9 protein-coding genes and 2 tRNA genes are annotated in these 12,560 nt (G+C 69.5%); 4 read left to right on the top strand and 7 right to left on the bottom strand.

Annotated features, from left to right (window positions below):
- Positions 1 to 65 precede the first annotated feature (65 nt).
- Positions 66 to 1,601 carry a glycine betaine/L-proline transporter ProP gene (proP, locus tag ACVJ1F_RS12505; RefSeq protein ID WP_123571855.1) on the bottom strand — a complete coding sequence of 512 codons (1,536 nt, stop codon included), beginning with the start codon at positions 1,599 to 1,601 and terminating at the stop codon, positions 66 to 68.
- A 258-nt stretch (positions 1,602 to 1,859) separates the two neighbouring features.
- Here proP and valS point away from each other — a divergent pair, with 258 nt between their 5' ends.
- Both valS and ACVJ1F_RS12495 read left to right on the top strand, forming a co-directional pair.
- A complete protein-coding gene (gene valS, locus ACVJ1F_RS12500) occupies positions 1,860 to 4,478 on the top strand; it encodes a valine--tRNA ligase (RefSeq protein WP_456886573.1) in 2,619 nt (872 codons plus the stop codon).
- Positions 4,478 to 4,735 carry a hypothetical protein gene (locus tag ACVJ1F_RS12495; protein WP_277959465.1) on the top strand — a complete coding sequence of 86 codons (258 nt, stop codon included), beginning with the start codon at positions 4,478 to 4,480 and terminating at the stop codon, positions 4,733 to 4,735. Before valS ends, ACVJ1F_RS12495 begins: the two co-directional genes overlap by 1 nt.
- Positions 4,736 to 4,819: 84 nt before the next feature.
- Here the strand turns inward: ACVJ1F_RS12495 and ACVJ1F_RS12490 are convergent, their stop codons facing one another.
- Positions 4,820 to 5,638 carry a methyltransferase domain-containing protein gene (locus tag ACVJ1F_RS12490; protein WP_056048371.1) on the bottom strand — a complete coding sequence of 273 codons (819 nt, stop codon included), beginning with the start codon at positions 5,636 to 5,638 and terminating at the stop codon, positions 4,820 to 4,822.
- A 34-nt stretch (positions 5,639 to 5,672) separates the two neighbouring features.
- Here ACVJ1F_RS12490 and ACVJ1F_RS12485 point away from each other — a divergent pair, with 34 nt between their 5' ends.
- Positions 5,673 to 7,694 carry a M3 family metallopeptidase gene (locus tag ACVJ1F_RS12485; protein WP_456886571.1) on the top strand — a complete coding sequence of 674 codons (2,022 nt, stop codon included), beginning with the start codon at positions 5,673 to 5,675 and terminating at the stop codon, positions 7,692 to 7,694.
- A gap of 47 nt (positions 7,695 to 7,741) precedes the next feature.
- Here ACVJ1F_RS12485 and clpX read toward each other — a convergent pair whose 3' ends face one another.
- The 5 genes from clpX to ACVJ1F_RS12460 form a co-directional block, all read right to left on the bottom strand.
- The gene (gene clpX / locus ACVJ1F_RS12480) at positions 7,742 to 9,022 is read right to left on the bottom strand and encodes an ATP-dependent Clp protease ATP-binding subunit ClpX (protein WP_043597039.1); all 1,281 of its coding nucleotides are present in this window, start codon (positions 9,020 to 9,022) and stop codon (positions 7,742 to 7,744) included.
- 300 nt (positions 9,023 to 9,322) lie between these two features.
- Complete coding sequence (locus ACVJ1F_RS12475; RefSeq protein ID WP_056048376.1) at positions 9,323 to 9,988, bottom strand: ATP-dependent Clp protease proteolytic subunit; 666 nt, start codon at positions 9,986 to 9,988, stop codon at positions 9,323 to 9,325.
- Positions 9,989 to 10,028: 40 nt separating this feature from the next.
- Positions 10,029 to 10,616, bottom strand: coding sequence for an ATP-dependent Clp protease proteolytic subunit (locus ACVJ1F_RS12470; protein ID WP_043597035.1), 588 nt, complete (start codon positions 10,614 to 10,616; stop codon positions 10,029 to 10,031).
- Between the two features lie 218 nt (positions 10,617 to 10,834).
- Entirely contained in the window at positions 10,835 to 12,157 is a 1,323-nt protein-coding gene (tig, locus tag ACVJ1F_RS12465; RefSeq protein ID WP_456886569.1) for a trigger factor, read from the bottom strand.
- Positions 12,158 to 12,219: 62 nt separating this feature from the next.
- Positions 12,220 to 12,292 (bottom strand) — tRNA-Pro (locus ACVJ1F_RS12460).
- A gap of 152 nt (positions 12,293 to 12,444) precedes the next feature.
- On the opposite strand from ACVJ1F_RS12460, the gene ACVJ1F_RS12455 reads away from it, so the two are divergent.
- Positions 12,445 to 12,515: transfer RNA gene (locus ACVJ1F_RS12455), tRNA-Gly, on the top strand.
- Positions 12,516 to 12,560: the final 45 nt, after the last annotated feature.

The following is a 12,560-nucleotide window of genomic DNA, read 5'->3' as shown; positions in this document are numbered from 1 at the left end:
CCTGCCCCTAGCCGGGCCCTGCCCCGGGGCGGACCCGGCCCCGCCCGCCGGGGCCCGCGGCCGCCTCAGCCGCGGCGGGCGGCGTCGGCCTCGGCGGCCTTCGGGTCGACCACGTCGATGAGGCCGGACTGCGCCCACTCGAGCGCCCAGTCCGACTTCGCGACCTCGCTCGACTCGTCGGCGTAGGCCTCGACCAGCTCGCGCGCCTCGTCGTCGGTCGCGACCGAGGGGCCCGAGCCGAGCAGCGGCTCGTTGGCGGTCTCCTTCGTGAACCACACGGCGACGAGGCCGATCACGGCCGCGGCCATGAGGTAGAAGGCGGGGATGTCGTGGGCCCAGGAGAAGCCCTCGCCCTCGGCCCAGACGACCAGCGCCTCGGTGGCCAGGGGCGTGGTGCCGCCGAAGAGCGAGACGGACACGTTGAACGCGATGGCCAGTGCGCCGTAGCGGATGATCGTCGGGAACAGCGCGGGCAGCGTCGACGGCATGGTCGACGTGAACGTGACGAGCACCAGGCCGAGCACCAGCAGGCCGACGAAGACGAGCGGCGTGCTCTCGGACTGCACGAGCTTGAGCGCCGGCCACGACAGCACCAAGAATCCTATGCAGCCGGCGAACAGCACCGGTCGACGGCCGAACCGGTCGCTCAGGCGTCCGCTGAACGTGATGACGATCATCATCAGCACCATCACGACGATGACGAGCAACAGCCCCGAGGTCGCACTGCGGCCCAGCGTGTTGGTGAGGTAGGTCGGCATGTACGACAGCAGCATGTAGTCGGTCACGTTGAAGACGAGCACCAGACCGATGCAGACGATCAACGCCCGCCAGTTCTCGGCGAAGAGCTTCACGAGGGGCACCTTGACGTGCTCGCGACCGGCGGCTTCTTCTTGCTGCTTCTGGAAGGCCGGCGTCTCTTCGAGCTTGAGGCGCAGGTAGAGCCCGATCAGGCCGAGCGGTCCGGCGATCAGGAACGGGATGCGCCAGCCCCAGGCGAGCAGCGCCTCCTCGCTCATGCCGAGCTGGAGGCCGGTGACCAGCGAGGCGCCGAGCACGTAGCCGGCGAGCGTGCCGAACTCGAGCCACGAGCCCATGAAGCCGCGGCGCTTGTCGGGCGAGTACTCGGCGATGAACGTGGCCGCGCCTCCGTACTCACCGCCGGTCGAGAAGCCCTGCAGGAGGCGCGCCAGCAGCAGCAGGACGGGCGCCCAGAGGCCGATGGTCGCGTACGACGGGATCAGGCCGATGGCGAGCGTCCCCGCGGCCATCAGGATCATCGTGAGGGCGAGCACCTTCTGGCGCCCGATGCGGTCGCCGAGCGGACCGAAGAACGCGCCGCCGATCGGCCGCACGATGAACGCGGCGGTGAACGTGCCGAAGGTGAACAGGATGTTGAGCGCGTCGTTGCCCGGCGGGAAGAACACCTGGGCGATGGTCGTCGTGATGTAGGCGTAGACGCCGAAGTCGAACCACTCCATGGCGTTTCCGAGGGCTGCGGCGCTGACCGCGCGCTTGAGCAGACCCTCTTCGACGACGGTGACGTCGTCGGTGGTCAGGCTGCGGCGGGCGGGCTTCTTGCTGTCGTTCTTCTTGGCTGACATCGGGTGAGGCCTCCAGGTCGTCGGGCGGTGGCAGTCGACCCCAGCGTCGGCAAAAAACCCGTCGAGCCTAACAGAACCGCCATGTCAGTACCAGTGCAGGGCGTGCAGGCGTGCAGCCACCGCAGCGCGCAGGAGGCGCGGTGGCGGTCCACGAGGAGCCCTCGCGGGGGTGCGTACACTGGTCGGAGTCCCAAAACCAGGCACCTCCCCACCGACACGGTGCCGTCCACAGAACCGGAGAAGACCATGCCGTCAGCGATGCCCGAGAAGCCCGCCCTCGAAGGACTCGAGGCCCGTTGGGGTCAGGTCTGGGAGGACGGCGGCACCTACCGCTTCGACCGCACCGACGCGACCCGCGCCTCCGTGTTCTCGGTCGACACCCCGCCGCCGACGGCGTCGGGCAGCCTGCACATCGGCCACGTGTTCAGCTACACGCACACCGACGTCAAGGCCCGGTTCGAGCGCATGCGCGGCAAGCGTGTGTTCTACCCGATGGGATGGGACGACAACGGACTGCCCACCGAGCGTCGCGTGCAGAACTTCTACGGCGTGCGCTGCGACCCGTCGCTGCCCTACGACGCCGACTTCACCCCGCCCTTCGCGGGGGGTGACAACAAGTCGTCGAAGGCCGCCGACCAGGTGCCGATCTCGCGCCGCAACTTCATCGAGCTGTGCGAGCGGCTCACCGTCGAGGACGAGAAGCAGTTCGAGGACGTCTGGCGGAAGCTCGGCCTCTCGGTCGACTGGACCCAGAGCTACCGCACCATCGACGACGACTCGCAGGCCATCGCCCAGAAGGCGTTCCTCCGCAACCTGGCCCGCGGCGAGGCCTACCAGGCCGACGCCCCCACGCTCTGGGACGTCACGTTCCGCACGGCCGTGGCGCAGGCCGAGCTCGAGGACAAAGAGATGCCCGGGGCCTACCACAAGCTCGCGTTCCACCGGACCGACGGTCAGGGCGACGTGCTGATCGACACCACGCGGCCCGAGCTGCTGCCGGCCTGCGTGGCCCTCGTCGCGCACCCCGACGACGAGCGCTACCAGGCGCTGTTCGGCACGACCGTCCGGTCGCCGTTGTTCGACGTCGAGGTGCCGGTGGTGGCCCACCACCTCGCACAGCCCGACAAGGGATCGGGCATCGCCATGGTCTGCACCTTCGGTGACACCAACGACGTGGTCTGGTGGCGCGAGCTGCAGCTGCCGAACCGTGCCGTGATCGGCTTCGACGGCCGCTTCGTCAGCGAGGCCCCCGAGGCGATCACGTCCGAGGCGGGGCGCGCCTCCTATGCGCAGCTGGCCGGCAAGACGGTCTTCAGCGCCAAGCAGTCCGTGGTCGAGCAGTTGACCGCGTCGGGTGAGCTCGTGGGCGAGATCCGCAAGATCTCGCACCCGGTCAAGTTCTTCGAGAAGGGTGACAAGCCGCTCGAGATCGTGTCGACGCGTCAGTGGTACATCGTCAACGGCGCCCGAGACGAGCAGCTGAAGGGTTCGCTCCTCGAGCGCGGCGGTGAGGTGGCCTTCCACCCCGACTTCATGCGCGTCCGCTACGACAACTGGGTCAACGGCCTCAACGGCGACTGGCTGATCTCGCGCCAGCGCTTCTTCGGCGTGCCCATCCCGGTCTGGTACCCGCTCGACGGCGACGGCAACCCCGTCTTCGACCAGGTGATCGTTCCCACCGAGGCGCAGCTCCCCATCGACCCGGCGTCCCAGGCCGCCCCCGGCTACGACGAGTCGCAGCGGGGCGTGCCCGGCGGATTCGTCGGCGAGGTCGACGTCATGGACACCTGGGCGACCTCGTCGCTCACCCCGCAGCTGGCCGGCGGGTGGGAGCGCGACCCCGAGCTGTTCGACCTCGTGTTCCCGTACGACGTGCGCCCCCAGGGGCAGGACATCATCCGCACCTGGCTCTTCTCGACGATGCTGCGGTCGCAGCTCGAGTCGGGCACCGTGCCGTGGAAGAACGCGTCGATCTCGGGCTTCATCGTCGACCCCGACCGCAAGAAGATGTCGAAGTCGAAGGGCAACGTGGTGACCCCGGCCGCCATGCTCGACGACCACGGCTCGGACTCGGTGCGCTACTGGGCGGCGTCGAGCCGCCTGGGCACCGACGCGGCGTTCGACCCCCAGAACCCCAAGCAGATCAAGATCGGTCGCCGTCTGGCGATCAAGGTGCTCAACGCCGCCAAGTTCGTGTACTCGTTCGAGCTGCCGTCGGGTGAGTTCGAGATCACCCAGCCGCTCGACCGCGACCTCCTCGCGTCCTTCGCCGCCGTGATCGAGACCGCGACCGAGGCGCTCGAGGGCTACGACCACGCCCGGGCGCTCGAGACGACCGAGAAGTTCTTCTGGACGTTCTGCGACGACTACCTCGAGCTCGTGAAGGAGCGCGCCTACGGCGCCACCACGCCGGCCGAGCAGGCCTCGGCCGTGCTCGCGCTGCGCACGGTGCTCGAGGGCCTGCTGCGTCTGCTCGCGCCCTACCTGCCGTTCGCGACCGAAGAGGTCTGGTCCTGGACGCACGACGACTCGGTGCACCGGGCCGCGTGGCCGACGGTCGACGAGCTCGGACTCTCCGAGGGCGAGACCTCGTCCGGCCTCGTCGGGCTCGTCGGCCAGGCACTGATCTTCGTCCGGCGGGCGAAGTCGGACGCCAAGGCCTCGCAGAAGACCCCGGTGGCCTCGGCCGTCATCACGGGCCCCTCGGCCCAGCTCGACCTCGTGAAGCTCGCGGCGGGTGACCTCGCCGCGGTCGGCAAGATCGCCGAGCTGTCCTTCGCCGAGGGTGACGGACTGGCTGTCGGCGACATCGTGTTCGCCGAGGTGCCGGCCGACGCCGGCGCTGCTGCCGCTCCGACCCCGACGGCGGGTGCCTGATGCAGCTCGGCACGCGGTGGAGCGTCGGAGGCGCGGCTCCGGCCGAGCTGCCCGCCCCGGTCCTCGGGGCGGTCGCCCAGGTCGAGCGTGAACTCTCCGACCAGGGCGTCGACGCCACGTCGTGGCGCTGGACGCTGACCTGGCTCGAGCGTCGCCCCGTCGTCGAACTCGACGACGGCACGGTCATACGGGTCGACGCCGTCACCGGCGAGGCCCGCATCCACGAGCCCGTCGACGCCGAGGGCGACGACGACTGAACCGGCCCGTCCTCGGAGCCACGACGTGCCGCTCACCTCTCGAGGTGAGCGGCACGTCGCGTCCACCGGGGACGTCGTGAGCCGTCAGGCGCGGGCGAGCAGCTCGCCGTGCGGCATGATCAACCAGCCGTCGGGGGCGTCACGCCAGGAGCGCCAGGCGTCGGCGATCGCGTGCAGTTCGTCGTGCGTGGCGGCGTCCTTCTCGATCGCGTCGGCGTAGAACGCCGACTCCGTCGCGCGGGCCGCCCAGCTGTCGCCCCACCACGTGCGGTCCTCATCGGACGCGAAGCACCAGACGGAGGCGCTACTCGCCACGTCGACGAAGCCCGCCTCGAGCGCCCACCCCTTGAGGCGCCTCCCGGCGTCGGGTTCACCGCCGTTGCCCCGGTGCACGGTCTGGTAGACGTCCATCCACCGGTCGAGACCCGGGTTCTCGGGTGCCCAGACGCAGCCGTGGTAGTCGACGTCGCGGACGGCGACGACTCCCCCGGGCCGCGCCACCCGGCGCATCTCGCGCAGGGCGGCGACCGGGTCGCCGACGTGCTGCAGGACCTGGTGCGCGTGCACCACGTCGAAGGCGTCGTCCTCGAACGGCAGGGCGAACAGGTCGGCGGTCTCGAAGTGGACGTTGTGGAGCCCGGCCCCGACCGCGAGCGACGTCGCCTGCTCGACGATGCCGGCGGCGGCGTCGATGCCGATCACGCGACCGGGCGCGACGCGGCCGGCGATGTCGACGGTGATGGTCCCCGGCCCCGACCCGACGTCGAGGACGCTGACCCCGGGCACGAGGTGCGGCTCGAGATACGCGGCGGAGTTCTCGACCGTCCGCCACGCGTGGCTCCGTAGCACGCTCTCGTGGTGGCCGTGGGTGTACCGGGCGGGCGTCTCGGGGCGTTCGCTCATGCGGCGACCCTAGCGCGCCTCCTAGTGTGGGCTGATGACGAACCCGTTCCTCTCCCCCAGCACGCTGCCGTACTCTCTGCCGCCGTTCGCGAGCATCACCGACGACGACTACGGCCCCGCGTTCGACGCCGGGTTCGCCGAACAGCTGGCCGAGGTCGAGGCGATCGCGACCGACCCGGCCGAGCCGACCTTCGAGAACACGGTCGCCGCCCTCGAACGCAGCGGCGCCATCCTCACCCGTGTCCAGCACGTCTTCTTCAACAAGACCTCGTCGGACTCGACCGAGGCCACCGACGCCCTCGAACTCGAACTCGCCCCGCGGCTCGCGGCGCACGCCGACGCGATCCGACTCGACCCGCGGCTCTTCGCCCGTCTCCGCAGCGTGCACGAGCGCCGCGACGCCCTCGACCTGACCGCCGAGCAGCGCTACCTCGTCGAGCGGCTCGTCGCCGAGGCCACCCGCTCGGGAGCCGCCCTCGCCGACGACGACAAGGTCCGCCTCCGCGACCTCAACGGCCGGCTCTCCACCCTGTCCACCAGGTTCGAGAAGAACCTGCTGGCCGACACGAACGACCTCGCCGTCGTGGTCGACGACGTCGCCGAACTCGACGGACTCGACGCGGGGGCGATCGCGGCCGCGGCCGAGGCGGCCCGAGAGCGAGGGCTCGAGGGCCGCTACGTCATCACGCTCGTCCTCTTCAGCGGGCACCCCTACCTGGCGAGCCTGACCGACGAGGGACTCCGCGATCGGATCATGCAGGCATCGCTCTCGCGCGGGCGGCGCGGAGGCGACCACGACAACCGCGAACTCGTCCTCGAGATCGCCCGGCTGCGCGCCGAGCGGGCCGAACTGCTCGGCTTCGCGTCGCACGCCGCCTACGTCACGGCGGGCGAGACCGCGGGCACCCCCGAGGCGGTGGCCGACCTGCTCGGGCGACTGGCGCCTCCTGCCGCCCGGAACGCCCGCGCCGAGCAGGCCGAACTCGAGCGCGTCGCCGGCCGGACGATCCGGGCCTCGGACTGGGCCTTCTACACCGAACGGGTGCGCGCCGAGCAGCACGACGTCGACACGGCCGCGATGCGCCCGTACTTCGAGGCCGAGCGCGTGCTGCAGGACGGCGTCTTCTTCGCCGCGGGGCTGCTCTACGGCCTGCGGTTCGCCGAACGCGCCGACCTGACGGGCTACCACCCCGACGCACGGGTCTTCGAGGTGACCGACGGCGGCGACGTCGGCCTCTACGTCCTCGACCTCTACACGCGCGACAGCAAGCGCGGCGGCGCCTGGATGAACCCGCTCGTCTCGCAGTCGTCGCTCACCGGGCTGCCCACCGTCGTGGTGAACAACCTCAACGTCCCGAAGCCGCCGGCCGACCAGCCGACCCTCCTCACGCTGGACGAGGTGACCACGTTCTTCCACGAGTTCGGGCACGCCCTGCACGGTCTCGTCGCCCGGGTGACCTACCCGAGCTTCTCGGGCACCAACGTCTTCCGCGACTTCGTCGAGTTCCCCAGCCAGGTGAACGAGATGTGGATGCTCTGGCCGGAGGTGCTCGCGAACTACGCCGTGCACCACGAGACCGGCGACCGGCTGCCGCAACCACTGGTGGACGCCCTCCTCGCCTCCCAGGGCTTCAACCAGGGTTTCGAGACGAGCGAGTACCTCGCGGCGGCCCTGCTCGACCAGGCCTGGCACGCCCTCTCGTCGGCCGAGGCCGCGGCGGTCACCGACGTCGAGGCGTTCGAGCAGGAGGCGCTGGCCGCGGTCGGCCTCGACCTCACGTCGGTGCCCACCCGCTACTCGAGCACGTACTTCGCGCACACCTTCTCGGGGGGCTACGACGCCGGCTACTACTCGTACATCTGGAGCGAGGTGCTCGACGCCGACACGGTCCAGTGGTTCGAGCAGAACGGCGGGCTGACCCGCGAGAACGGCCACCGGTTCCGCGCACGCCTGCTGGGCGTCGGCGGCTCGAAGGACCCCCTCGAGGCCTACCGCGACTTCCGTGGGCGGGACGCCCGGGTCGAGCCGCTGCTCGCGCGGCGCGGCCTCGCCTGACACGAGAACGCCCCGGCCGAACCGGCCGGGGCGTTCTGACGTCGCTGCTAGGCGGACTTCTCGGTGCGCTGCTCGACGAGACGCGGCACGATCGTGGGCGCGGCGTTCTCGAGCACCGACGCCCGCGTGATGACGACGCGCCCGACGGTGTCGTCGGACGGGACGTCGAACATGATCGGCCCGAGCACCTCTTCGAGGATGGCGCGGAGACCACGGGCACCGGTCTGGCGCAGGACGGCCAGGTCGGCGATCGCCTCGAGGGCGCCGCGATCGAACTCGAGCTCGACCCCGTCGATCTCGAACATGCGCTGGTACTGCCGCACGAGGGCGTTCTTGGGCTCGGTGAGGATCTGCATCAAGGCCGGCTGGTCGAGCTGCGTCACCGTGGTCACCACGGGCAGACGGCCGATGAACTCGGGGATCAGACCGAACTTGTGCAGGTCTTCGGGCAGGACCTCGCTGAAGAGGGCCGCCTCGTCTTCTTTGCTGTGCAGAGGGGCGCCGAAGCCGATGCCGCGCTTGCCGGCGCGGTTCGAGATGATGTCCTCGAGTCCGGCGAACGCCCCGGCGACGATGAACAGCACGTTGGTCGTGTCGACCTGGATGAATTCTTGGTGGGGGTGCTTGCGGCCACCCTGCGGCGGCACCGAGGCCACGGTGCCCTCGAGGATCTTGAGCAGTGCCTGTTGCACGCCCTCGCCCGAGACGTCTCGCGTGATGGACGGGTTCTCGGCCTTGCGGGCGATCTTGTCGATCTCGTCGATGTAGATGATGCCGGTCTCGGCCCGCTTGACGTCGTAGTCCGCAGCCTGGATCAGCTTCAGCAGGATGTTCTCGACGTCTTCGCCGACGTAACCCGCCTCGGTCAGGGCCGTGGCGTCGGCGACGGCGAACGGCACGTTGAGTCGCTTGGCGAGGGTCTGGGCCAGGTAGGTCTTGCCGCAGCCGGTCGGGCCGATCAACAGGATGTTCGACTTCGAGATCTCGACCTCGTCGGCCAGCGACTCGGCGGCCGTGAGGGTGGAGGCGGCACGGATCCGCTTGTAGTGGTTGTAGACGGCCACGGACAGCGCACGCTTCGCCGCGTCCTGACCGATCACGTACTCTTCGAGGAACGAGTAGATCTCGCGGGGCTTGGGCAGGTCGAACTCGCTCGCGGGTTCGTCGCCGGCCTCGGCGAGGCGCTCTTCGATGATCTCGTTGCAGAGCTCGACGCATTCGTCGCAGATGTAGACGCCGGGACCGGCGATCAGCTGCTGGACCTGCTTCTGGCTCTTGCCGCAGAACGAGCATTTGAGCAGATCGGCACTCTCACCTATGCGCGCCATGCTCGGCCTCCCTGATTGGCTGAGGTCATCGACCGGGACCGGTCGTCGTGTGGGACGAGCCTAACCCGATCCGCCGACACTCACGGACCGACCCGGGGGGGTTCGAGCACATCCGCGGTGGTGGGGGGCGGGCGCCGGGGGGGGGGCCGCCCCGCCCCCCCCCCCCCCGCCCCCCGCCCCCCCCGGGGGGGGTGCCCCCCCCCCGGGGGGGGGGGGGGCGGCCCGCGGGGGGGGCCGCCCCCCCGTCGACACGACGACGGCCCCGGGCGGGTGCCCGGGGCCGTCGTCGTCGTGCCGTGATCAGCGCGTGAGCGCCGCCGGCTGGTTCTTGCGCGAACCGAGGACCTGGTCGACGAGACCGTAGTCGAGGGCCTCCTGCGCACCGAGGATGTTGTCGCGCTCGATGTCGCGGTTCACCTGCTCGGGCGTCTTGTTCGAGTGCTTCGACAGGGTCTCTTCGAGCCAGGTGCGCATGCGGAGCACCTCGGCGGCCTGGATCTCGATGTCCGAGGCCTGGCCGCCGCTGCTGCCACCGGTCGCGGGCTGGTGGATCAGCACGCGGGCGTTGGGCAGGGCGAGACGCTTGCCGGGCTGACCCGCGGCGAGCAGGACGGCCGCGGCCGAGGCGGCCTGACCGAGGCAGACCGTCTGGATCTCGGGACGGATGTACTGCATCGTGTCGTAGATGGCCGTCATGGCCGTGAACGAGCCACCGGGCGAGTTGATGTACAGCGTGATGTCGCGGTCGGGGTCCATGCTCTCGAGCACGAGCAGCTGGGCCATGATGTCGTCGGCCGAGGCGTCGTCGACCTGCACGCCGAGGAAGACGATGCGGTCTTCGAACAGCTTCGCGTACGGGTCCTGACGCTTGTAGCCGTAGGCCGTCCGCTCTTCGAAGCTGGGCAGGATGTACCGGGAGCTGGGGGTCTGCACTCGACCCGCGCCACCCATCATCGGGAGTTCCATGAGTTCTTCTCTTTCTCGTTCTGACGAAGGGGCGGAGGGCCTAGGCCTGGTCGGTGCCGGCGCCGCCGACGACGTCGGTGGCCGAGCCGCGGATGTGGTCGACGAAGCCGTACTCGAGGGCCTCCTCGGCGGTGAACCAGCGGTCGCGGTCGCCGTCTTCGTTGATCTGCTCGACGGTCTTGCCCGTCTGTGCGGCCGTGATCTCGGCCAGTCGACGCTTCATCGAGAGGATGAGCTGCGCCTGCGTCTGGATGTCCGACGAGGTGCCGCCGAACCCGCCGTGCGGCTGGTGCAGCAGGACGCGCGCGTTCGGCGTGATGTAGCGCTTGCCCTTGGTGCCGGCCGTCAGGAGCAGCTGGCCCATCGACGCGGCCATGCCGATGCCGACGGTGACGATGTCGTTCGGCACGAACTCCATGGCGTCGTAGATCGCCATGCCCGCCGTGATCGACCCGCCGGGCGAGTTGATGTAGAGGTAGATGTCCTTCTCGCTGTCTTCCGCAGCGAGCAGCAGCAGTTTCGCGGCGATCTCGTTGGCGTTCTCGTCGCGGACCTCAGAGCCGAGCCAGATGATCCGGTCTTTGAGCAGTCGGTCAAAAACACTGTTGGGCAGTGTCACGTCGGCCATGGTGGATCTCCCATTCGTTGTCGCTTGTCGTCGAATCTATCGGAGCCAACGCACGGGTTCCGGGCTGTTCGCCCACGGCAGATACCGCGCCTCCCCGGCCCCGTCGGGGGCCCGTCCACGAGCCCGGGAGGCGCGGTGCCGGGAACGACGGAGGGCCGGGTGCGCACTCGCACCCGGCCCTCTCGGACGTGACGGGTCAGCCGACCCGCCGCTCTCGCTTACGCGTGGTCGTGACCCGCGTGGTCGTCGTCGTCGCCGACGCCGGCGGTCGCGGTGAAGGCGGACAGGTCGACCGAGTCGCCCTTGCCGTCGACGACCTTGGCCTTGCTGAGCACGACCGCGAGGGCCTTGCTGCGGGCGACCTCGCCGACCATGGCGGGGATCTGGCCGTTCTGGTCGAGGACCTTGATGAACTCGCCGGGCTCCATGCCGTACTGCGCCGCACCCTGGATGAGGTACTGCGTCAGTTCGTCCTGCTCGACCTTGACGGCCTCTTTCTCGGCGATGGCGTCGAGGAGGATCTGGTTGCGGAAGGCCTTCTCGCTGCTCTCCTTCACCTCGGCGCGGTGCTCGTCGTCCTCGAGGCGGTTCTCCTGCTCGAGGTGACGGTGCACCTCGTCCTCGACGAGCTTCTCGGGGACGGGGATCTCGACGGCCTCGAGCAGCTTCTCGACGACCTGGTCGCGTGCCTGGGCACCCTGACCGAAGGTCTTGGACTTGGCGAGCTGCTCTTTCAGGTCGCCCTTGAGCTCGTCGATCGTGTCGAACTGGCTGGCGATCTGGGCGAAGTCGTCGTCGGCCTCGGGCAGCTCGCGCTCCTTGACGGCCGTGACGTCGACGGCGATGAGGGCGGTCTCGCCCTCGCGGTCCCCGCCGAGCAGCTTCGACTCGAAGGTGGTGCTCTCACCGGCGGTGAGGGACTCGAGGGCCTCGTCGATGCCCTCGATCAGCTCGCCCGAGCCGAGCTCGTACGAGATGCCCTTGGCGGTGTCGACGACGTCGTCGCCGATGGTGGCCGTCAGGTCGATCTGCGCGAAGTCACCCGTGGTGGCGGGGCGGTCGACGGTGACCAGCGTGCCGAAACGGGTACGCAGGTTCGTCAGCTCTTCGGCGATCTCGTCGTCGGTGATGTCGACCGTGTCGACCGTCAGCTCGAGGCCGTCGTACTCGGGCAGGTCGAAGTCGGGACGCACGTCGACCTCGACGGCGATCTTCAGGTCGCCAGAGAAGTCCTTGACGTTCGGCCACTCGACCACGTCGGCCTCGGGACGGCCGAGGACGCGGATCTCGGTCTCGGTCACGGCCTCGCGGTAGAACTTGTCGAGGCTCTCGCTGACGGCGTGGTTCAACACCTCTTCACGACCGACGCGCTGGTCGATGATGGGCGGCGGCACCTTGCCCTTGCGGAACCCGGGGATGTTGACCGACTCGGCGATGTGACCGTAGGCGTGCGTGACGCTGGGCTTGAGCTCGTCGGGGGTGACGACGATGTTGAGCTTGACGCGCGTGGGGCTGAGCTTCTCAACCGTGGTCTGGACCAATGTGGGGCTTCTCCTGTGTTGGTGGCGCTGAACTCACATCCGAGACAGCAGGTAGACGATCGTCGGGGCGACAGGACTCGAACCTGCGATCTTCCGCCCCCAAAACGGACGCGCTAGCCACTACGCTACGCCCCGTGTATCAGCCTGGAACCGGCCGGCACGCGTGAGCCCCGTTGAGGTCGGGTACGTGAAGGCCGCGTCGAGTCTAGCCGACACCGAGGGGCCGTGACTGAGCGACCTCGTCGGATGCCTTATGCTGGTCTCACCCGTGCGGCCCGGCCGCTCACGGGGATGTAGCTCAATGGTAGAGCCTCAGTCTTCCAAACTGATCACGCGGGTTCGATTCCCGTCATCCCCTCTGTGTTTGTTCGACGCCTCCGGCGTCCGGCGCCGGGGGCGCCTC

The organism is Frigoribacterium sp. 2355 (assembly GCF_054060695.1).
The sequence above is the reverse complement of the archived record's forward strand: the minus strand, read 5'-3'. Positions and strand labels throughout refer to the sequence as shown.

Coding starts and splice junctions, on each gene's coding strand:
- ACVJ1F_RS12495 (WP_277959465.1), top strand. CDS start 4,478: ATGCAGCTCGGCACGCGGTGGAGCGTCGGAGGCGCGGCTCCGGCCGAG.
- proP (WP_123571855.1), bottom strand. CDS start 1,601: ATGTCAGCCAAGAAGAACGACAGCAAGAAGCCCGCCCGCCGCAGCCTG.
- valS (WP_456886573.1), top strand. CDS start 1,860: ATGCCCGAGAAGCCCGCCCTCGAAGGACTCGAGGCCCGTTGGGGTCAG.
- ACVJ1F_RS12470 (WP_043597035.1), bottom strand. CDS start 10,616: ATGGCCGACGTGACACTGCCCAACAGTGTTTTTGACCGACTGCTCAAA.
- ACVJ1F_RS12485 (WP_456886571.1), top strand. CDS start 5,673: ATGACGAACCCGTTCCTCTCCCCCAGCACGCTGCCGTACTCTCTGCCG.
- clpX (WP_043597039.1), bottom strand. CDS start 9,022: ATGGCGCGCATAGGTGAGAGTGCCGATCTGCTCAAATGCTCGTTCTGC.
- ACVJ1F_RS12475 (WP_056048376.1), bottom strand. CDS start 9,988: ATGGAACTCCCGATGATGGGTGGCGCGGGTCGAGTGCAGACCCCCAGC.
- ACVJ1F_RS12490 (WP_056048371.1), bottom strand. CDS start 5,638: ATGAGCGAACGCCCCGAGACGCCCGCCCGGTACACCCACGGCCACCAC.